Source organism: Pseudomonas putida (assembly GCF_009883635.2).
Lineage (GTDB): Bacteria > Pseudomonadota > Gammaproteobacteria > Pseudomonadales > Pseudomonadaceae > Aquipseudomonas > Aquipseudomonas putida_W.
This window is the reverse complement of sequence record NZ_CP026115.2, coordinates 4,952,192-4,974,198: the sequence shown is the minus strand read 5'-3', so window position 1 is coordinate 4,974,198 and position 22,007 is coordinate 4,952,192. Positions and strand designations below refer to the sequence as shown.

At 62.3% G+C, this 22,007-nt stretch carries 14 protein-coding genes; 5 read left to right on the top strand and 9 right to left on the bottom strand.

Translation table 11 applies throughout. The features are described 5' to 3' along the window. Positions 1-5: 5 nt before the first annotated feature. The 3 genes from C2H86_RS22785 to C2H86_RS22775 form a co-directional block, all read right to left on the bottom strand. A complete protein-coding gene (locus tag C2H86_RS22785; RefSeq protein WP_346266725.1) occupies positions 6-4,529 on the bottom strand; it encodes a neuraminidase-like domain-containing protein in 4,524 nt (1,507 codons plus the stop codon). Positions 4,530-4,572: 43 nt separating this feature from the next. Further along, positions 4,573-9,279, bottom strand: a complete 4,707-nt coding sequence (locus C2H86_RS22780) for an Ig-like domain-containing protein (RefSeq protein ID WP_159409938.1) — start codon at positions 9,277-9,279, stop codon at positions 4,573-4,575. Positions 9,280-9,424: 145 nt separating this feature from the next. Then, positions 9,425-10,480: a GlxA family transcriptional regulator gene (locus C2H86_RS22775; RefSeq protein ID WP_159409937.1), complete on the bottom strand. Its 1,056-nt coding sequence runs from the start codon at positions 10,478-10,480 to the stop codon at positions 9,425-9,427. Positions 10,481-10,677: 197 nt separating this feature from the next. Here C2H86_RS22775 and C2H86_RS22770 point away from each other — a divergent pair, with 197 nt between their 5' ends. From C2H86_RS22770 to C2H86_RS22760, 3 genes are read left to right on the top strand one after another with little or no spacing between them, the layout of a single operon-like run. Beyond that, a complete protein-coding gene (locus C2H86_RS22770) occupies positions 10,678-12,069 on the top strand; it encodes an NAD(P)/FAD-dependent oxidoreductase (RefSeq protein WP_159409936.1) in 1,392 nt (463 codons plus the stop codon). A 10-nt stretch (positions 12,070-12,079) separates the two neighbouring features. After that, positions 12,080-13,048 carry an NAD(P)-dependent oxidoreductase gene (locus C2H86_RS22765; protein WP_159409935.1) on the top strand — a complete coding sequence of 323 codons (969 nt, stop codon included), beginning with the start codon at positions 12,080-12,082 and terminating at the stop codon, positions 13,046-13,048. Next, on the top strand, positions 13,045-14,496 hold the full coding sequence (locus C2H86_RS22760; protein WP_159409934.1) for an aldehyde dehydrogenase family protein: 1,452 nt from the start codon (positions 13,045-13,047) through the stop codon (positions 14,494-14,496). The genes C2H86_RS22765 and C2H86_RS22760 overlap by 4 nt, the downstream gene beginning before the upstream one ends. A 129-nt stretch (positions 14,497-14,625) precedes the next feature. On the opposite strand, the gene C2H86_RS22755 is transcribed toward C2H86_RS22760, so the two are convergent. Continuing rightward, complete coding sequence (locus C2H86_RS22755) at positions 14,626-15,504, bottom strand: DMT family transporter (protein WP_159409933.1); 879 nt, start codon at positions 15,502-15,504, stop codon at positions 14,626-14,628. A gap of 225 nt (positions 15,505-15,729) precedes the next feature. Between C2H86_RS22755 and C2H86_RS22750 the strand changes: the two genes are divergently transcribed. Then, complete coding sequence (locus tag C2H86_RS22750) at positions 15,730-16,554, top strand: aldo/keto reductase (RefSeq protein WP_159409932.1); 825 nt, start codon at positions 15,730-15,732, stop codon at positions 16,552-16,554. Positions 16,555-16,596: 42 nt separating this feature from the next. On the opposite strand, the gene C2H86_RS22745 is transcribed toward C2H86_RS22750, so the two are convergent. From C2H86_RS22745 to C2H86_RS22735, 3 genes are all read right to left on the bottom strand, one after another. Then, positions 16,597-18,687 carry a sensor domain-containing protein gene (locus C2H86_RS22745; RefSeq protein ID WP_159409931.1) on the bottom strand — a complete coding sequence of 697 codons (2,091 nt, stop codon included), beginning with the start codon at positions 18,685-18,687 and terminating at the stop codon, positions 16,597-16,599. Positions 18,688-18,826: 139 nt separating this feature from the next. Further along, the gene (locus C2H86_RS22740; RefSeq protein WP_159409930.1) at positions 18,827-19,321 is read right to left on the bottom strand and encodes a GNAT family N-acetyltransferase; all 495 of its coding nucleotides are present in this window, start codon (positions 19,319-19,321) and stop codon (positions 18,827-18,829) included. Positions 19,322-19,395: 74 nt separating this feature from the next. Then, a complete protein-coding gene (locus C2H86_RS22735; RefSeq protein WP_159409929.1) occupies positions 19,396-19,803 on the bottom strand; it encodes a RidA family protein in 408 nt (135 codons plus the stop codon). Positions 19,804-20,174: 371 nt separating this feature from the next. Between C2H86_RS22735 and C2H86_RS28420 the strand changes: the two genes are divergently transcribed. Then, positions 20,175-20,324, top strand: coding sequence for a hypothetical protein (locus tag C2H86_RS28420; RefSeq protein WP_240349630.1), 150 nt, complete (start codon positions 20,175-20,177; stop codon positions 20,322-20,324). Positions 20,325-20,369: 45 nt separating this feature from the next. Here the strand turns inward: C2H86_RS28420 and C2H86_RS22725 are convergent, their stop codons facing one another. Then, the gene (locus C2H86_RS22725) at positions 20,370-20,582 is read right to left on the bottom strand and encodes a PLDc N-terminal domain-containing protein (RefSeq protein WP_159409928.1); all 213 of its coding nucleotides are present in this window, start codon (positions 20,580-20,582) and stop codon (positions 20,370-20,372) included. A gap of 76 nt (positions 20,583-20,658) precedes the next feature. Beyond that, positions 20,659-21,990, bottom strand: a complete 1,332-nt coding sequence (locus tag C2H86_RS22720) for a serine hydrolase domain-containing protein (protein WP_159409927.1) — start codon at positions 21,988-21,990, stop codon at positions 20,659-20,661. Positions 21,991-22,007 lie beyond the last annotated feature (17 nt).

Sequence of the window (22,007 nt, the reverse complement as noted above, 5' to 3'; positions counted from 1 at the left end):
CCGTTTCAAAAAGAGGAAGGCGAATGTTCATTGCCTACCGGGCTCAATAGCGCCTGGACCTCACGTGCGAACTGCGCACCACCCGGCAGGGCGTAATAACGTATGTCGAGGACAATATCGCTGAGCCCTTCAAGCAACTGGGTTTGCATCTTGGGAAGCGGGAACTGCAGGCGCCAGCTTGAAACCGCCCCGGTGCCTTCGAACGGCAGGTAGCGATCATCCGCCTCGGCGGCGGTCACCAGCCCCAGGTCCTGGCTGCCAGTAGACAGGCACACTTGCTGGTGCGGGCGCAGGCTCATCATCACGTTGCTGCCGTCACCGTTGCGTTGGGCCTGCGGTGTCAGGAAGTACACGCCCTCGATGTCAGGCCTGATCAGCAGTCTGCTTTGTGTCTGGGTCAAGGTGGCGCGGATATTCTGATAGGGCCCCAGCAGCGCTGGGAGCGAGACGGCCACACTGTGCAGGCGGCGCATGTAATGGCCGGGGTAGTCCTGGTCGTACAGGGATTGCGACAGGTTGAACGCCAGCTCGCCGTCTTCGCCCAACACGTCGAGCAAGTCGAGCCAGTTCTTGATCGGCTCGCCGCGTTTATCGAACAGCAGCGGCTCATCGCCCACCAACAGTGCCTGCAACGAGACGGTCTTGCGTATCTCAAGGTGCCGCTCGTTGCGTAGCAGTGCTTCGGCCTCCAGGCGTTGCAGGTCCAGGCGCAATTCTGCGCCTGCATTGAGGCCCCAGCGGTCGGCCTGCCACACAGGCGTGCGGATGATGCGCTTGTCGTAGTTGCCGGTTTCATACTGCCAGCAGGCTTCGGCGCTGTTGCAGAGGCTGACGGCCACATCGAACAGGGTCGCAAGCCAAGCGCGGGCTTGGGATCGCAGCCAGCTGTACAGGTCTTCGCTGGTCGACTTGGTCTGGTAGAACCTATACATCTCCAGGGCCTGGGCCATGACCTTCCAGCTGTGTTGCTCCGCTGCAAAGGCTGCCGACGTGGCGTGTATCTGGGCTTCGAGCTGCTTGTCCAGCACATCCTTTTCCTTCATGGCCAGCTTGTACTGCAAATCCCATTCTTGACGGCGACGGCGGTACATCTCGGAGTCTTGAATGGTTTTCGCGATGAGCTCCCCTGCACTTCCTGCCGCGTACATTTTGGTCCCTAACGCGATCATTGGATTGCCCGGCTGATGGCCGCCATTAGACATGCCGTAAATAACCGGCGGGGTATTCGCCAGATAGCCTGACCCTATCAACGCGCTGCCGACGGTGGTAGCAATGGAGCTCGCGCCATGCACAACCATCGCCGAGATCTCCCTGGCCGAGACATTCTCGTCATACAGCGCCTTATAATGCTTACAACGCAGTTCACTGGCAGCATGCTGCTCCGTCAGCACTTCAAGGTTCTTCGACTGCTGCAGATGCAGCTGCTGCTGTATGTTGATGGCGAAGATGGCGATGTTCGCTGCGTGTTTGAACTGCAGCTCCTCTTGCTCGCTGCGGTCTCGCATTTCCATGAAACCGCGCAACTGCTCGCCGAACTGGATCAGAGTGGCCACCGTTTCCTGTGCCTTGGCGACCAGGGTGCGGAAGCGGTACGGCGGCACAACCGTGCGGTAGCCCTGCAGGTGCGCCAGGCTGGCGTTGCCGCCCATGCGCGCGAGCAGCAGGTCGAAGGGGTTGGCTGGCGCCTCGTAAAGCGGCAACTGCATCGGGTTGCCTTCGAGGGTCAGAAAATGCCGCAGATTATGGAAGCGTCGAGCCAGCACGCCCCAGGTGTCCAACAGTTGCTGGTTGACCGGCGCACGGAAGGCCGGGTGCGCCGCGACGCCTGCCCAGACGAACGTTTCCAGCTGCTTGGGCAGGTCGGCCGGCTGCACGACGTGGGCATGTTCGAGCAGCCTCAATTCACCGGCTCGCGAGCCTTGCAGCAGCTCCTCGACGGGCTTGGGCTGCCAGGTATCGATAGCCCTGGCGGTCGGCGCCTCCCCCATCAGGTCGGCTGCCATGTTGTAGAGCAACCAGGCATTGGCCAGGCTGTCACGGGTCTGACGCCGATAGAGCAGATCGGCCTCGCCGATCAACAACTGCACCTGCTGCATGAACACCGCCTTGCGGTAGTGGGACGGTGCATGCAGGGCAATCGCGTGGGGGTCGGCCAATTCGTGCTCCAGGCCGGCGGCCTGGGTGTCGTCCTGCAGCAGCCAGGCACAACTCCAGTAGTCGACACCGGCCTGCTCGGTCTGCGCCTGCTTGCCTTGCGGGTCGAACACCAGCCCCAGCCAACGGCGTGCGTCCTCGAAGCGCTCTTCTTCCTGGAGCCGTGAGGCGATCAGGTGCGGAACATGGAAGAACAGTTCGCGCAGGTACAGGCCATTGGCGTCGAAAAACTCCAGCTTGGGATCATCGTCCGCACGTTGCCATCCTTGATAGATCCCACTGCCGCCTTTGGGGTCAAAGGCTGGCTCTTGCAGCAGCTGGGCATCCCAGGCAAAAACAGCCTGGGGCGAGGCCTGCGCCCGGTTGATCAGGTCGGTGACATGCTGGGAATTCAAGCGTGAGGTAACGGTACGATATTCACTCCCCGCCTTGTGCAAGTTGACGACCAGGAAATCCGTACCGCTGGTCTGCCGAGCGATAGTCGGCGGCTTACCGTCATTGATCATGCTGCCCAGTCCGACCTCAAACTGCGCAGATTCGTCGCTGGCACTTGCAAACTTGACTTTGATGCTGCTGGCCTCTTTATCCAGCTCCAGGCTTCGCCAGGCACTGGTGGCTCTCCCGTTCAGCGTCAGTTGCTGCGCAGCAAAGGCGGTGTCCCCAATGGTAACCGTCATATCTCTGGTGGCCATTTTCTCGGCCAGCCCGGTGATGAAGTTGCCAGGGTACGCCAGCGCCCGGGTTGAACTGCCATCGACGCTGAAGGTGAAGCCGGCACCTTGGCGAATAGTGCTGGCTTCATAGCCGAGTAATTGGATATCAAATGCGGCGAGATCAACCTGCGCCTCGTACCAGCCAAAATTGCGCATTTTGAAAGCGTTACTCAACAAGGACGTGACCGGCTTGCCCTCGTGCTGCAACGCCAACTCCTCGAACGTTGGCTTTGAAGCAGTAATGCAACGCAGCAACAACGCGCCTGAAGGACCGGTGCGCACGTCCACGCGCATCCAATTCAAGTTGACGAGTGCTCCACCATTGGAAAGATAGACCGCCGCAGGCACCGGAACGGGTAGGACCTTCGTACTGCGGCCTCGCACATGAAGTGTGTAAGTCTCCCCAGGGTGGGCCTCAAGCAATACGACCACGCTCAAATAGGGGTCGTTGCCAGGTTGTGGCTTGACCGACACGGGCTCCTTGCGCGCATTGGTGATTCGGCGCTGGAAAGCCAAACCGCCGTCGGGGTCTGCAAAGACATCGAGCAGCTTTTCAAGGTCATCCGTATCAATGGCTTCAGTCGCAGCGCGCTTCAAGACATCACGTTGCACCTGCCCGATCAGTGTTTTGTCGTTCACCCATGCGACATACAACTGGTCGTCACTGCCATGCGCCTTGCCAACGGCCAAGGCCAACAAACGATGCGTCGTATTCTCCAAGGGGTCCTTGCCCTTATCGACGTCCGAGTCCTTGCTGATCAACAGCTCCGGTGTCGACCACTGGTTGTCCAGCCCCAGATACATCAACTGCACTTTGAAGGCATAGCGCTCCTTGTCAACCTCCTCGTCAACTTGCTGGATTTCTCGCGGTGCCTCGTATTGCAGCCACACCAGATGCAGGCGCCCACAGAGCAGCACCAACCTGGCCTCAACCACCTGTGCAGCCGCCGGCATGCCGATGGCTTTCCATTCGCTCCAGGCATCGGGTTGCATGTAGGTGGACTCTTGGTCCAGGCGTGCCTTGACTTTGCGCCAGTAATACTTCGGCGGTGAGGCAGCATCGTGCCCCAGCAGGTAATAATCCGAGTTGGCGAAGGTATAGCCGGGGAACTTGCCTTCATCCTGTTGTGGGCCGGCATAGTCGATGTAAGCGGACTGCACGCGGATACTGTTCTGGAACTCGTAACCGTTCAGGTAGTTCACCAGCGCTTTCTGCGCCGCCGCGTCGGTGATCTTGCCCTGCGCCAGTTCGTTTTCCAGCCCCTGGAACAGCTCGGTCTTGTCCAGGCGCAGCTCCGGCCGAATGTAGTTCTCCGGGTAGTCTTCGAGCATCTGGTAGGCCGCCCAGATCGAGTAGTTGGCCATGCCCTGTTGCCAGAACGTACGCAGTGCCGATGGCCACGGCGCGTCGTAACCGGGCTCGATATTATTGAAAATACCGTTGATATACGTTTGTACACAGGCCAGCGCTTCAGCCAGGCCAGATGTGGTCACCGCCGAGGTGACCTGAGTATCCAGCAACAGGTACTTGCTCAGGTGTTCGGCTGTCACCATGTTCAGGGCCGAAGCCTGCAGCACATCGGGCAACACATGGTGAATGCTGTAGGCAGACAACGCATCCCGCCATTGTTCGGCCAGTTGATTGCTCAGTGCAGCGTTCATGATCACCTCGCTAACGGCGATGTAAGTACGTTCTGGAAAAGAATTAACGGGGTGGATGAACCTTGACCGGAGTCTGGATACCGTCAACGGCGTGTTCGTACATCAGCCTGAACTCACCATTGCCGGGCTGGATCAGCGCCGTGGATTCGCAATTGATGGTCCATTGCACCTTGCCACCGTCAAAGGATTGCTCCTTCCCGAGTGCAGGGTCGACTGACAGCCCCAGCGAATAGGCCGAATGGCGACCGAAATAGCGCAGGTGCACCGGCATGTTCAGGAGTGGATGGTCTGTCAGGTGATAGGTCAGGGTATGTTGGGTTCTCCCTGACGACGGCTGAACAATCTCGATGGTTTCCTCCACGCGCTTGCCATCGAATTCGATATCAACTGCCAGTGCCGGCATGAACTGGACGGCCTCGAACGGATGTGTATTACCCGCCCAGCTGGCAACCACGTTGAAGGTTTTCGGCTCCTTGCTCTTGAGCGCGAAACGGCTGACACCCTCTTCCCCCGTCACCACGACTTGGGACAAGGTGTCGTCCTCCTGCACTTTCCAGGTCACCGGATAACGCGCCACCGGCTCTCCTTCGGAACTGCAGATTGTCACTTCGAACTCCGCAGCCATGACGCCGTCAGCCATTGGCCAGTCCCAGGACTGGTGGGTTACGTACTGATCGGCATCGGCCAACACCTTGAACTCCAGTTCCTTGCTGACATAGTCCTGGCCTTCGGTGGTCAGCAGAGCAGTGACCCGCATGAGACCAGTGCCGGCATCCTTGAAGGTGGCATGGGCCATGCCCTTTTCATCAGTCTGTTCATCCGCCTGGTCCTCCACGGCCTCCTCGCAATTCCAGAGCAGCGGCTGGTTGGCGGCCGGCTTGCCGTCCAGGCCGAATACCCAGGCGGTGACGCTGATGGGCTGGCCGGCCACTGCCGCAGAAGTGAGCTTCAATGCGCTGATGAAGGGTCTGTTGGCGAAACCAATACTGCCGACAACCGGGGGCAAATTGCCGAACCAGACCAACACGCGTCCCTCGCCCGCCTCCATGCTCCGCACCTTCATGGTGCTGATGCCGTCACGATCGGTCGTGCTGTTGCCATCGCTGTCGACGAGGTGGCCAATACTGGTAGACCAGGACACAAGACGATCGCCCCCCAGGTTTCCAAGCTGATCCCTGAGTTGAAACTTCAGGGTGTAGGTTCCCTGGTTGCCCGCTGGAAGCCAGGGCTCTTCGGGCTTGTTACCCAGCCGCCAAAGGTCGAACGTCAAGTCATCGCAATCGATCACTACCGGTGGGGCGTAGGCCTCACTGTCGAGCAGATAACTGGCTTTGACATTCGCCACGCCCTGCGCGTCTCCCGCCTGCAAGGTCACGTTGGCTCGCCCCTGTTCATCGGTGTAACTGAAGCGATCCAGCAAATCGCCCTGATCGGTGGACCAGTTCACCCGGATGCCCGGCACGGGCTGGTTGTCCATGTCCAGCAAGGTCAGCGTCAGAATCGAGCGCTTTTCATGCTCCTCGTACTGGTCTTCATCAGCTGCCTTGGCAATCAGCCGCAGAGAACTGGCGATGCAGCGTGTGGACAAACTCTGACGCAGTTCCTCATCGTCCCTGGGCGCTTCGACCGTATGCCTGAGGCTGCTGAGCATTTCTTCCGCCGTCGCCCGATAGGCACTGGTATCGGAGCCAGGGCCAAGCTGGCTGAGCTTCATCAGCGAGGCTGCGCTCAAGCCGGTCTTCTTGCACAATTCCCGGGTATCGAGCAGCGCACAGAATTGGGCCAGGTTGCGGATGATGCCGTCGGCCGACACCAGTTTCGCCACATCCAGTACTTCGCGAATGCCGCACCCGAGAAGATTGGCAACCTTCTCGGCGGCAGCATCCTTGACCAGTCGGCGTTCGTTGTCGCTCATCTCACCCAAGGCTTCGACCAACGAGAAGTAGCCGAGCAATTGTGCTTCCGACTGCCTGGCCATACGCAGCAGGCGCGTGTAGCGCTCCAGGTAGTACAGCGTCGGTAAGGTCAGTTCAGGGGTCTGGATACTGAAGCGCTGGCGCTGGGTGCGTACCAACAGGCTGGAGAATAACGCCGGGCTCAGTGCAAACTGCCTGACCACTTCGGCGCGGCGCTGCATTTGCCGCTCCAGCGGCAGGATGGCCTTGAGCTGTATCGAGTCCAATTGTTGCGGGTCGAAGCCGATGGCGCTTTGCATCCACTTATGCACATTGGACTCGGCCCAGTAGATCACCGGGATGACCATGCTGGACTCAAGTTCGAGCAGCTGCGCCAGTTGCTCCTGCACCGCCCCCCACTGTTGCGAGCGCACACGCAGTACCACCCCAAGAATCAGACTGGCCAAGCGCTCGGCTTCATCGTCGGTCAATGCAGGCAGTTCAGGCTCCTCGGCTGCACGGACCTTCGATACCGCAGTACGGTCCGGTTCCTGCGGCTGCAACTGCTCGATCACTGCCACGATTTCCCGCCTGGCAAAGTCTTCATACAGCGCAGGGTCGAAGTCCTCTTCCGGGTTACCGCTGTCAGTGATCAAACCGTCACCGTCAACGATCTGCAGCAGATAGCTTTGCCAGTTGCCCCTGTTGAGCGGGGTCACTCCGGATTCCTCGAGCAGGGCGTTGAACGCCCGGAAGGGCTGCAGCTTGCTCGCCAGCTCGGTCAGCAGGGTCCTGACTTCCATGGAGGCTACATCCGAACGCTCGTGGGGCAGTAATTGCCGCACCAGCCAGGCGATCGGAATTTCCTGCTCCCGACACCACAGCACGCTCGTCGCGAGGGCATGAACGACGTTGATCACATCGGTCTGTGTGGTATCGCTGCGGTACGTCGCAACCTGCGGTTTGCCAGCCAAGCGCAGCGCGTACAGGCCTTCCGGGTTGAGCACTTCCAGCAGCGACAGCAGCTCTACGGGGGTGATCGCCAGCAGGCGGGCCAGCCATACCAGCCGGAAGAAAGCCGAAACCACCGGCAGCGAACGCGTCAGGCTTCCCTGGGCCTGCATGATCACGCGCGCCAGGGGCCGGAAGGTTTCCATGTTGATGCCCAGGCCACTGCACAACAGGTCGATGAAACGTTTACTTTTTTCATCGTTATCGGTCAGGCTGAGTGGCTCTTGATCCAGCCACAGAACGTTGGGGCTGTTGCTGTTGAACACCTGATCGAACTGGCTGGGTGCCTTGCTGGTACCATAGATGGACATGTCAGCAAGCAGAACGGAAAAGTCGTCGGTATAACGGGCCAGGCGCTCCGGCGTGTCCACCAGCGCAAAACGCTCGCGCAGAAACTGGAACAGCCCCAGGCTCCTCAGCGTATCGGACGTGATCACCATCGGCCTGTCGGCACTGCTCAGGCGCCCTCGGCTGCGTTCGATCACGGTATGCGTCTCGCCGTCGATGGCGGCGCAGAGCAGCCGGTCAGCGTCCGCGTATTCCAGGCCAAGGGCATTGGCCACACGCACCAGGCGGTTGACCCGGTCGCACCGGGCAGCCGTGAGGAAGAGGAACTCGTGCTGTTTCTCATCCCCGTCCTGATTGCCGACCGCAACCGGATCAGTGCCACCACTGTTGATGAAACGAGCACCGGCCAGGCTGGCGCTGGCCCATTTCACCGTGGCCTCCGGCACATTGGCAGAGCGCAGCGGCGTATGCTCAGCCAAGGCAAACAACCGCTGCATGCCTGCCTGGTCGACTTGCAATGCCTGGCAGAAAATGACCACGTTCTGCAGGTCCGGGTACCCCTGGACACCAAAATTGTGCTGAAAGAAATCTGCTTCAGCCTCGGCATCACTCAGGCCAGCCTGCCCTTCCCCACGCGTCGTCAGGGCCTGCAGCTCAGCTGTCAGCCGAGTAAATTGAACCGCTGTGCCTTCTTGGAAATACGGCGGCTCAAGCAGAAGCTTGCGCAGCAGCGGCCCCATTGCAGAGTCTTGCAGCAGGGCATCGTCAGAGTGCGATGAATGGGCGCCTGGGCGGATGAAGTACGGGGCCTGGATGTCACTGAGGCGTGAGACTTCGCTCAGGTGCACCTTGTTGTGTGCCAGTACGGTACGGATTTGCTGCCAGTAGGCTTCGTAGGGAAACAACCGGGGTGGATAGCGAACTTCAAGCAGTCTGTCTTCGACTTGCGTAAGGTCTTGCGGTGTTTGCTGGCGCTGCGTTTCGATCAAGTGCTGCAACGCCCGGATAACAACCTCGACCTGAGTGACCTCCTGGTTCATGGTTTGCGCATCGAGCATGAGCTTGAACACATCTGGCCGGCGATTTCGCAGGGTCAGCGCGCGCTCGGCAACGGCCTCGGGCTCCAGATGTTGCTCGATGAACAGGAGCAAGTCGATCAGGTAGGCGGCGGGGGACATGGAGGCGTCTACCGCCTGGGGATCAGCGTTGTTGCCCCAGGTCGGGTCAAACTGGTTTTCAAATGTAGGCCCGGTCGACTGTGCGAGGGGGCCTTTGAGTTCCTCCGCTGAACGCCTGCCGCCGTCGCTCAGGCGCTTCTCGCGGAACGCCCGCATCATGGCTGCAGTGGTGACATCCAGGCGCGCCTTGAGCTGCTTCGCTTGCGCGTGGGTCAGGGACGGGAACTGCGCCATCAGCGCAGTTGGGCGCATGCGCTGCAGGCCGGTCAGCAAATCGTCGGACAGCGGCACCGCTTCGAGATTGAGCTTGATCCCGGGCTCGGTACCGAGCAGCCTTTCGAACAGCGATACAGCTTTGGTCGATCTGCGTTTTGCCATTGTCCTCTCCCGATTACACGCCTGTTGTCCTGCTCGGTGATACGGCGTCGGGAGAAAGTTAACTGGGCTACTGCAACTGCGAAACTGGTAGAAATGTCAGGTGCGGGCGGCCGGCGGGTATGCAAAAATCGGCGCTTTCAAAAGGCTACAACTCCGGGTCCAACCCCACCTTGTCACCGTGCCAGTCAAACCGCTCCACCTCATGCCGGCGCTTGCGGAAACTGTACGGTGTCTCGCCATACTGCTTGCGGAACCACAGGATGAAGTGCGAGGCATCGGAAAACCCGCAGGCCAAGGCGATGGTGGTGATGTTCTGGCTGGTGTTCACCAGCAGGCGCCGCGCGTGGTCCAGGCGCAACTTGCGCCAGTAGTTGGCCGGCGCCTCCTGGGTGTTGGCAACGAACTCGCGGTGCAGCTGCCGCGGGTGGGTGCCTACCGCCTCGGCCACCGCCTTGAGCGTCATCGACGCATCGAGGTTGGCACGCATGAAGGCAATTGCCCGCTGCACCCGGTCGTTCTGGTACACGCATTCGCTGGCAGCCTTGTCGCTTTCCTCCTCCGCCCGCTCATCCACCAGCAGGTATTCCAGGCCCTTCTGCGCCCGCACCGCGCCGCAGTGGCGGCGGATCAGGTTGGCGGCGAGGTCGATGGCGGTGCCACCCGGGCAAGTGATGATGCCGCGGTCATCGACGTAGCTCTTGTCGATCACCATGGTCGACAGCGGGAAGCGCTCGCGGAACTCGTCGCGCAGGGTGAAGTGCACCGCGCACCGGCGACCGTCGAGCAGCCCGGCCTTGCCCAGCACGAACGAAGCCGAGCACAGGGCGATGATCGGGATGTTGGCCGCATGCACGTCGCGCAAGGCATCCAGTAGCCAGTCTGGCGGATTGCGGGTCTCGCCGAGCAGGCCGCCGGCGACCACGATGTAGTCGTATTGGGCGAACAGGTTGAGGGGTTTGGTCGGCGAAATCGGCATGCCGCAACTGGCGGCGATCGGCTGGTCGTCGAGGGTCATCCAGTCCCACTGGCAATACACTTGCTGGCTGCGGAACGACTTGTCGGCGGCGAAGCGCAGCGAATCCACCAGGCCGGCGACGGGCACCAGGGTGAACTGGTTGAGCAGCACGAAGCCGACGCGCAGTTCGGGTTTGATCTGTGCCGGGGGTTGTAGTTGTTGTTCTTCTTGTAGTTGCGCAACCATGAAAGTCGGCCTCATGACATGCTGAATAGCGCCATTGTAGGGCGCAACTGGCGTCCGGCATATCATATGCCGCACGACAAATAGTAAGTCCATGACAAAACGCGCCGCCGTTCTATCAATTGTCATGGCTGTAATATCGGGCCGCCGGGCGCGCTGAGCATCATGTAGCCACAACAACATGCTCAGAGGCACCCCTCATGTACCGCGGATTCTGGTATGCCCAGGCACTCGACCTGGACAGCGACCTGGCCCCTGCCCTGCAGGACTCGATTCAAGCCGACGTGTGTATCGTCGGCGGTGGCTTCCTTGGCCTGTGGTCGGCCATCCGCCTGAAACAGGCACATCCCGAAAAGACCATCGTCATCGTCGAACGCGACCGCTGCGGTTCCGGCGCCAGCGGCCGCAATGGCGGCATCGCCACCAACTGGTGGGGCAAGTACCTGTCGGTGCGCACCATCTGCGGCGACGTCGAGGCGCGGCGCATCTGCGAGGCGGCGGAGTCGGCGATCGACGAGATCGGCAGCTTCTGCCAGGAGCACGGTATCGATGCCCAGTACCGCAAGGATGGCTGGCTGTGGACCGCGACCAACCAGCGGCAGATGAACTCCTGGCGGGTGCTCACCGACGGGCTGCAGAAGCTCGACGTCAACCCGTTCCAGGACCTGGACCGCGAAACCATTCGCGGCCGCGTCGGCTCGCCGCTGGTGCTCGGCGGCATCTTCGACCCCAACGCCGCCACCGTGCAGCCGGCCATGCTCGCCCGTGGCCTGCGCCGGGTGGCGCTGAAGCTGGGAGTGAAGATTTTCGAGAAGTCGCCGTTCACCCATTTGGTACGTGGCAAGCACCCCGTCGTGCACACCGCCAAAGGCCACGTGAAGGCCAACCACGTGGTACTGGCGCTCAATGCCTGGGGCGCGCAGTTCCCGGAATTGCGCCGGATGATCGCGATCATGTCCAGCGACATGGTGGCCACCGCGCCGGTCAAGGCCAAGCTCGATGCCATCGGTTTCAGCCGTGGCGAGTGCATGACCGACTCGCGCACCGTGCTCAACTACTGGCGCAACACCCCGGATGGCCGTGTGGTGTTCGGCAAGCCACTGGGCCAGTTCGCCTATGCAGGACGCATCGGCAACCTCTATGAAAAGCCTTCGCCGGCTGCCGACAGGGTCGCCGCCGAACTGCGCCGCCTGTACCCGCAGCTGGAGGACGTGCCGGTGGTCAGCAGCTGGACCGGCCCGATCGACCGGGCCATGAAGGGCCTGCCCAACTTCGGTTACCTCGACCATCACCAGACGGTGAGCTACGGCATCGGCTTCTCGGGCAACGGCGTGGCTACCACCGTGTTCGCCAGTCGCATCATCAAGTCGCTGGCCACCCACGCCAATGACGAGTGGGCCAACTGCGGCCTGGTCAACCAGAAGATGAAGCTGCTGCCGCCAGAGCCGTTCCGCTTCTTCGGCGCGCACATGGTGCGCGATGCGCTGGTGCGCAAGGAGTCGCTGGAAGACCACGACCAGGACGCCGGTTTCGTTACCCGCCAGCTGGTCAGCATGGCCCCGGCCGGCTACGTGCCGGCGCAAAAAAAATAAGGAACACAGCATGAGCGAACATATCGTACTGCTCGACGACGAGGGCCTGGCGCCCTCCACCCGGCTCAAGCGCCCGGACTGCGAACACACCTGGCAGCAGTTTGCCTACACCCACCCGGAGCAGATGCTGGAACACCTGAAGGATGCCACCATCGCCTTCACCTGCAGCGTGCCACTGCGTGAAGAGCACCTGCGCCAGCTGCCCAGGTTGAAAATGATCTCGCTGGCCCTGACCGGCCGCGACATCGTCGATGTCGACTACTGCAATGCCCATGGCATCGAAGTGGCCAGCGTGCCGGGCTACGCCGCCAACACCGTGGCCGAACACACCCTGGCGATGATCCTCGAACTGTTCCGCCGCCCGGCCGCATTCACCCGGCTGATGCGCCAGGTGCATGCCGGCGAGGCCGAGTACAAGAACATCTACTTCGACCACCGCATCCGCGATGTGCGCGGCAAGCAGCTGGCGATCATCGGCAGCGGCCCGATTGCCGTGCGCCTGGCCGAGCTGGCGCGGGCCTTCGGCATGCAGGTGCTGTTCGAGGACCGTGGTGGCAAGCGCCGTGGTGCCGACTGCCGACCGTTGGCCGAACTGCTGCGCAGCTGCGACGTGCTGTCGATCAACTGCCCGTTGACGCCGGAAACCCACAACCTGATCGACGCCGACCGCCTGGCGCTGATGAAGCCGGATGCCATCGTGGTCAACACTGGCCGTGGTGGCGTGGTCAACGAGGCCGCGTTGATTGATGCCTTGCGCAACGGACGCCTGGGTGGCGTGGCGCTGGACGTGGTGGAAGTCGAGCCGCTGCACCCGAGCAACCCGCTGTTCCAGCTGATCGACCGCGACGACTTCCTGCTGAACCCGCACATCGCCTGGAGCAGCGAGGACGCCATGCAGCAACTGATGGACAGCGCCGTGGACAACATCAGCGAGTTCGTCGCCCGCCATAATTCCGCCAAAAGGATCCGTAGCGCATGACCCTGGTAACCAAGAGCAGTTACGTCGACGGCGCCTTCGTCGCGCTGGACAGCGGCAGCGACGTGCTGGAAAACCGCAACCCGTCCAACCCCGCTGAAGTGATCGAGCGCTTCGTGCGCGCCGACCAGGCGTTGACCGAACAAGCCCTCGCCGCCGCTCGCCGCGCCGCGCCCGGCTGGGCACGCAGCAACCCGCAGCAGCGCGCTGATGCGCTGGACTTCATCGGCAGCGAGATCCTCGCCCGCCGACAGGAGCTCGCCACCCTGCTCGCCCGCGAGGAAGGCAAGATCGTGCGCGAGGCATTGGGTGAAGTGGACCGCGCCGGGCGCTCGTTCAAGTTCTACGCCCAGGAGGCGCTGCGCGCCGAGGGTGAGAAATACCAGTCGGTGCGCCAGGACGTGGGCATCGACGTATTCACCCAGCCGCTGGGTGTGGTCGGCATCATTGCGCCGTGGAACTTCCCGATAGCCATCCCGGCCTGGAAAATCGCCCCGGCGCTGTGCTTCGGCAACTGCGTGGTGTTCAAGCCCGCCGAACTGGTGCCCTCTTCGGCCTGGGCGCTGGCCGAGATCATCGCCCGCGCCGGCCTGCCGGCGGGTGTGTTCAACATGCTGATCGGGCCGGGGCGCAGCGTCGGCGACACGATCATCCGCTCGCCGCTGATCGATGGCATCAGCTTTACCGGTTCGGAAAACACTGGCCGGCAGATCGCCCGGCTGGCGGCGGAAGGCATGAAGAAAGTGCAGCTGGAAATGGGCGGCAAGAACCCGCTGATCGTGCTCGACGATGCCGACCTGGAACAGGCTGTGGACGTGGCGCTGAACGGTTCGTTCTTCAGCACCGGGCAGCGTTGCACGGCGAGTTCGCGGGTGATCGTTACCGCGGGCATCCACGATGCCTTCGTCGCCCGCCTGGCCGAGCGTACCCGTGCGCTGACGGTAGGTGACGCGCTGCAGGCCAGTACCGATATCGGCCCGGTGGTCGATGGCCGGCAGTTGGAGCAGAACCTGGCATACGTAGCCAGCGGCCGTGAGCAAGGGGCAAAACTGGTGTGCGGTGGCGAGACGGTGGAGAACGCTGCAGGGGCGTATCTGTTCACCCCGGCGCTGTTCACCGAGGTGACGCCGGACATGCGCATCTACCGCGAAGAGATCTTCGGGCCGGTGCTGAGCGTGCTCAAGGTGAGTGACTACGACGAAGCCTTTGCCGCTGCCGAGGACACGGCATTCGGATTGTCGGCGGGGATCGTCACCACCTCGCTGCGCCATGCCGAGCACTTCAAGCGAAATAGTTCGGCGGGCATGGTGATGGTCAACCTGCCGACGGCGGGGGTGGATTACCACGTGCCGTTTGGTGGCAATGGGGCTTCGAGCCTGGGGTCGCGGGAGCAAGGCACCCATGCGCGGCAGTTCTTTACCCGGGTGAAGACCACCTATCAGTTAGCCTGACAGGGCCATGGGGCCGCTTCGCGGCCCATCGCCGGCAAGCGCGGCTCCCACATGGAACTGCATCCTCCTGTAGGAGCGGCCTTGCGCCGCGAATGGGCTGCGCAGCAGCCCCGGCCATCTCAAGCCCTTTTACTTCTTGCGCTGCATCCACGCAGCGCCCAGGCCGCTCATGCAGATGATGGCGATACCCAGCAGGCTCGCACTGTCGGGCACCTGGCCGTAGATAAGCAGCCCCAGCAACCCGGCAAACACGATCTGGCAGTAGCTGAACGGCGCCAGCAGCGCCGGTGCGGCATGGCGGAAGGCCTGGGTCAGCAGCAGGTGCGCGCTCATGCCGAAACCGCCCAGGGCCAGCATCAACAACGCATGTTCCCAGCGCGGCACTTCCCAGAAGAACGGCACCAAGGCACTCATCACCAGGGTGTTGCACAGCCCGGCGTAGAAGTTGCTGGTGGTCGGGCTGTCGTAGGCTGCCAGGATGCGCGTGAGCAGCTGATAGAAGCAGAAGCCCAGTGCCGAACCGAACGGATAAAGGATCGCCGGGGTGAACATCGCGCCACCGGGGTGCACCACCACCAGCACACCGATGAAGCCCAGCACCACCGCCACCCACTGACCAGGCGTCACCCGCTCCTTGAGCAAGGGCGCCGACAGCGCGGTGACCAGCACCGGGGCAAGGAAGTTGACCGAGGTCGCCTCGGCAAGCGGCAGGTACTGCAGGCCGGTGGTGAACAGCAGGCTGGTACTCAGCAGGCTCAGCGCCCGCAAGGTCTGCAGCACCGGGCGGCGGGTGCGCAGCACATTGAGGCCCGACTTGGGCAGGAAGATCCCGGCCATCAGCAGCGTGTGCACCACGTAGCGGGCCCACACCACCATGACGATCGGGTACAGCCCACCGAGGAACTTGGACAAGGCATCGTGACTGGCAAACAGGAACGTCGCCACCACCACCAGGGCGATGCCGCGCAGGGGTTGGTTGACTCCGGACAGCGGTGTGCTGGAACTCATGGCGTTCTCGACGGCGGCGCGGCTGCATGCTGCGCCAGGGGAAGGTGCGACAGCACGAATTCTAGAAGAGATACGACAACTTGAGGAAGTTCATTTCCAGGCTTTGCATGGCACGTTTGCCATTCCGTTCGCTGATCGACCACTTTGCGCCCCGGCTGCATGGTCCGTGCCCGGCAAAGCGCGCACCATCGATGGCGGACCCTCGACCTCGAACAAGGAGTTTTCATGCAACGGCTCACCACCCGCAACGGCCTCGACCTGCCCTGCATCGGCCTGGGCACCTGGCCGATGACCGGCGATGCCTGCACCCGTGCCGTGCACCAGGCGCTGGAACTGGGTTACCGGCACATCGACACGGCCACTGCCTACGACAACGAGGCTGCCGTCGGCCAGGCCCTGCGCGACAGCAGTGTGCCCCGCGAGCAGATCCATCTGACCACCAAGGTCTGGTGGGACCGCCTGGCGCCCAAGGCCATGCGCCAGTCGCTGGAAGACAGCCTGCGCGCGCTGGGCACCGAACAGGTCGATCTGTTCCACATCCACTGGCCCGGCAAGGATTGGGACCTGGCCCGCAGCATCGAAACCCTGGTAGCCCTGCGTGATGAAGGCAAGGCGCGCAGCATTGGCGTGGCCAACTTTCCGCTTGGCCTGCTGCGCCGGGTGATCGAGGAGCTGGGCGCGCCGCTGTCGGCGATCCAGGTCGAGTACCACGTGTTGCTCAGCCAGCAACCGCTGCTCGACTACGCCCGCCAGCATGACCTGCTGCTGACCGCCTATACCCCGTTGGCCCGGGGCCGTGCGGCGGAGCAGGCGGTGATTCGCGAGATTGCGCGCAAGCATGGTGTGCTGCCGAGCCAGGTGGCGTTGAAGTGGTTGCTGGACCAGGATGGGGTGGCGGTGATTCCCAAGGCCAGCAGCCGGGAGAACCAGCTGGCCAACCTGGCGGCGCTGGAGGTGCAACTGGATGATGCCGACCGGGCATTGATAGCCGGGCTGCCGAAGGATCAGCGGGTGGTCAGCCCGGACTTCGCGCCTGACTGGAACAGCTGAGAAACCAGGGGGCCGCTTTGCGGCCCCAGGGCCCTCGAACGGTTACACGCAGACCTGCTTCAGGCGCTCGCTGGCCGGCGCCGGCCGCCCATAAAGATAGCCCTGGAAGTGCGAGCACCCTTCCGCCCGCAGCCGCTGCATCTGCTCCTCCGACTCCACCCCTTCGGCCGTGGTCTTGATCATCAGGCTGTTGGACAGCTCGGTAATCGCGCGGATGATCGACATCGCCTCGCGGCTGTCGCACATGTCATGCACGAACGACTTGTCGATCTTGATTCGGTCGAACGGGAACGAACGCAGGTAGCCCAGCGACGAATAGCCCGTACCAAAGTCATCCAGCGAGATCGATACGCCCAGGTCCTTCAGCGCCCGCAGGGTGCGCACGTTCTCTTCGCTGTTGCCGAGCAGCACCGACTCGGTGATCTCCAGCTCCAGGCGCTGCGGTGCCAGCCCCGAGTCGGCCAGGGCCAGGGTCACGGTGTGGACCAGGTTGGCGTTCTTGAACTGCACCGGCGACAGGTTCACCGACACGGTCTGCTCGGTCCCCCAGCTGGCTGCCTCCTGGCACGCCAGGTTCAGCGCACGGGTGCCGAGCTCGTGGATCAGCCCGGTTTCCTCGGCAATCGGGATGAAGTCCATGGGCATGACCATGCCCCGGGTCGGGTGCTCCCAGCGCAACAGCGCTTCGTAGCCGGTCACGCTGCTGGTCTGCTGATCCACCACGGGTTGGTAGTGCAGCTGCAACTGCCCCAGGTGCAAGGCGGTGCGCAGGTCGGTTTCCACCAGGCGGCGCTGGCGGGCGGCGACATCCAGTTCGAGGTGGAAGCACTCGTAACGGTTGCGGCCATTGCGCTTGGCCTCGTACAGGGCCATGTCGGCGTAACCGAGCAGCTGCTCGGCCTGGTCGTTGTCGTCAGGGGCGATGGCGATACCGATGCTGACGCCCACCGAAAACTGGTGGCCTTCGATCTGGAACGGCGGGCAAATGGCCTCGATCAGGCGCCTGGCGGTGTTGCAGGCGGCTTCACGGCTGTCCAGGTGGGTCAGCACCACGGCGAATTCGTCGCCACCCAGCCGGGCCAGGGTGTCGTGCTCGCGCAGCTCACGGCGCAGGCGCTTGCCGAGCGCACGCAGCAGCTTGTCGCCGAAGGCATGGCCGAGGGAATCGTTGATGTTCTTGAAGTTATCCAGGTCCAGGCACAGTGCGGCGGTGAGTTTTTCGTTCTCGTGACCGCGCACCAGGGCCTGCTTGAGGCGCTCGTGGAACAAGGTGCGGTTGGGCAGCCCGGTGAGCGCGTCGTGGTGCGCCATGTGGTGGATCTGCGCGTGGGCGGCAAGCTCTTCGGTGGCGTCTTCGGCCACGAACAGCACGTAATCGGCCTGGCCCTCGCAGTTCTGGCTGAGCAGCGCGCGGCTACGCAAGGTGCGCGGGCCACAGGCGGTGTCGACCCGGGTTTCGGCGGCAAAACCCTTGCTGCTGCGCGCGCCTCGGCTGAGCTGGGTTTCCAGGTAATCAGCGGCGGCCGGTGCCAGGCACTCTCCAGGCGTATGGCCGATCATCGGCTTGCCGCCGCCACCGAACAAACGCTCGGCCTGCTGGTTGGCGAGCAGGATGCGCTGGCTTTCCAGGTCCTGGACGATGACGCTGGCGGGGATGTTGGCGATCACCGAGTCGAGGAACTGCGACAGGTTGGCCATTTCCTGGCTGTACTGCTCGGCCAGTTCCTTGGCCTGCAACAGCTCAAGCTCCTGCTGACGGCGCTCGGAAATGTCGCGGGTCACCTTGGCGAAGCCGACCAGCTGGCCGTTGTCATCGCGAACCGCATCGATCACCACATGGGCATCAAAAGCCGAGCCGTCCTTGCGCAGGCGCGAGCCGATCTCTTCGAAACGACCGGTGCTGCGCGCCTGCTCCAGATTCTGTTCGGGCAGGCCGGCCGCGCGTTCGTCTTCGCTGTAGAACAACGAGTAATGCTGGCCGACGATTTCCTCGGCGCGGTAGCCCTTGGCCCGCTGGGCGCCGGGGTTCCAGTTGGCGACAATACCGTCGGGGGTGAGCAGGTAGATGGCATAGTCCACCACGCTCTGGATCAACAGCCGGTACATGATGTCGGGGCTTGCGACTAGCGACATGAAATTTACCTGAACCTTCGACGCGCACGAAAGGAACCCCGGGCCAGAGCGGCCGGGTCTTGTAAAGCAGTGCTGGCATTATGCCTTGCGAGCGGATTTTGTGAAGTAGGTCACAAAATTTTGCTGCATCGACAGGCGCTCAGTGGCGGGTGGCGGTCACCTGGTAGGTGAGCAGGTCCGGATCATCGTTTGGGAAGATCTGTTGCACTGGCCGATGCAGGTCGGCCACCACCGCCTTGCAGAACGCCACTGCGACCGGGTCCAGAGCGTAGCAGCGCAGCAGCCAGTCACCTGGGCTGGCGAGGCATTCATTGGCCACGGCACGGCCGATGCCCTGGCGCCGATAACGCTTGAGGATGAACAGGTCGGCCAGTTCCAGCGCCTCGATGCCGGGTAACTCACTGCGTTCGACCAGCACGAAGCCAGCGATGAAACCGTCCACCAGCACCAGGCTGGCGCTCCAGCCTGGGGACTGCCAGTAGCGCTGCAGGTGCTCTTCGTGGATGTAGAAACGGCCGTCCACCTCGACATCTTCCTGCTCCCAGTCGGAGGACTCGTAGGCATAGAACTGATAGAGGTTACGGATCAGGTCGGCCTGGTCGGGGGTGGTGGGCAGCAGTTGGATGGGCAGCATGGCTGGGATGGCTCGGGGAAAAGGTCATTCTAAGGCTTTTGTAGTGCTTGTACTGGCCCTTTCGCGGGGCAGGCTTATGCAATAGCCGCCACAGCCTCGATCTCCACCAGCATTGCATCCAGCGCCAGGCGCGGCACCGGTATCAGCGTACAGGTCGGCTTCATGTGCCCTCCCCAGGCCCGATCCGCCTCAGCCACCCACTGCGCCAGGCGATCTTCACTGTGATCGACAATCAGCAACGTCAGCTTGAACACCTGTGCCAACTCGGCCCCCTTCGAAGCCAGCGCAGTCTGCAGATTGGCCAACGCCTGGCGGGCCTGCCCTGCAAATTCAGACGAAAGCTGCCCGTCGGCATCCTCCCCACCCTGCCCGGCGATAAACAGCAGACGGCTACCGGCGGTCACCTCGGCAACATGGGAATAGGCGTTGGCGCTGGGGTCGTACAGGCCTTGTGAATTGGACAGCTGGAATGCGCGGGTCATGGAACGCTCCTTCGTGTGAATGAGCGTCCGAGTCTGTTGGCTCGAGTTAGGTAGAGGTCAAGCGCTTGTAGGAAATTTCTTGATTGAAGTACAGAAGCCCAACACCGCGTATGTAGGCCTAAGCCGCGCAGTTCGTTAGATTCAAGTTCCCGGCAAGGAGGCCAGCAATAGCCTGAGCAGTATCAGGCACCTACACGAGGAGTCACTATGGCCCTGTATTCATTTCAGCTCGCCTATACCATAAGCCCACGCGGCGATCTTGATGACGACGCCGCAAGAGATGCACGCCGGCGCTTGAGAAACGTTGAATGGGAAACCATCAAACACATCGAAACCACCCTGCTGGGCGAGGTGGAACTCAACGAAGTACCTTGCCCGGTAGAATCAGCCAGGCTCAAGAGCTCGTCAGCGAGCGTATCAAAGATGAGCTGCGCGACTTGAAAGTGCTGTCGCGTATCAAGTTCCGTGGCAGCCTGATGGTCGATGGACTGGGCGAAGCCATCGGCTTCAGCCTAGCCTGATGGCGTTGCGACGTATCAGGCGCAATGTGCCTGATACGTCCCCGGTCATTTCTCCTGCAGCACCGCCCTGCCCTTCACCGCCCGCGGTCCCCGCCAGGCCCAGAACAGCAGCCCCGGGAACGGTGCATAGACCACGAACACGATCCACAGCATCTTGCGCTCTGCGCGCCGTTCGCTGCCGATGATGTGCCAGATGGCGAAGATCTCCAGCAGGATGATCAAGGCCGCGACAATGATCCAGATCGTTCCGATTTCCATGAGCATTCTCCCGTTGGCATGTACTGGTTTGGGTTGTTGCCGGCCGTGAGGGTTCATTTCAATTGGTTGCTTGCCGCTACTTACCGCCCAGCGCCTGCGACACCGCGTTCACGAAGACGGCTTGCTCGTCGTACAGGGAGCTTGGCGTTTCAGCGTTCTTCCAGGTCGACCACTGCACCATCACCAGTTTCTGCGCCGGGTTGATTGCGATGGTCTGACCGTAGATACCCAACGCCCAGAACGTCTGGTCGCTGGTCGCCGTCTTCTTCGGTTCAAGCTTAGCATCCGCTGCCGGTGCCGGTGCGTTGTACCACCACTGGTAGCCGTACTGCCCGTTCGGCGCTGCCTCCGTGACCGAGCCCTTGGCCTGTGTCCAGTGGGTGGAGCGGGCGATCCAGTCATCCGGCAACAGCTTTTCGCCACCTGGCAGCTGCCCGCCACTCATCACGAACTGGCCGAAGCGGCCCCAATCCCGCAGCGTGGCGTTGAAACCGTGCCCGCCCATGTCGACCTTGCCCGGCACCAGCGCATGCCAGACGCCGTCCTGCTGCATGCCGTAGCGGCTCCAGATCTGCGTTTCGAGGTTCTTCGCCAGGGTCTGGCCGGTGGCATTTTCCAGCACCCGACCGACCAGCCAGGCACCGCCGGTGTTGTATGACCAGACTTCGCCGGGTTTCACCCCAGGCTTGCGCTTCACCGACTTCACCAGGTTGAACACGCAGGTGTACGGGTCTGGTGTTGCTTCGCACTGCGTCATGTGGGAGAAGTCCGAATCCTTCGAGGCGTAGTTTTCGTCCCAGACCACGCCCGAAGTGTGCTGCAGCAACTGATGCAGGGTCACGTCCTGCCAGGCGGTGCCTTCCAGCTCGGGAATGTAGCGGGTGATCTTGTCGTCCACCGAATGGATCTTGCCCTGCTTGATCGCCACGCCGACCAGCACGCTGACTACCGACTTGGCCACCGAGCGGGAGGTCCAGAGGGTCTGCGGTGTATTGCCCTGGGCATAGTGCTCGTAGGCGATCTTGCCGTCCTTGAGGATCAGCAGGCCGGTGACGCTCTGGTTGCGCTCATAGTCGGCGATGCCTTGCGGTTTGCCATCCACGGTGTAGCGCACCTCGGCCAGCGGGTGGGCAGCTTCGGGCAGCGGGTACGGCTTGGCGCCCCGGGTGCTGAACACATCGCCGCCATACAGGCGGTAGGTATTGCGGAAACCGATCACCCGGGTGGCCTGGTCCCAGCTGAGCATGTCCTTGGCTGCAGGCAGCGTCTTGTCGAACGGTTGCGGGCAGGTTTTCAGGCCCGGCACGCCGCACGGTCCTTTGCCCTCTTCGGCGTGAGCCACACCATTCAGGGTGGCCACGATGGCCAAGGCAGTCAGGGATGTTCTTATTGTTGGAAATGCCGGCATGGGCCGCTCCTCGCAAG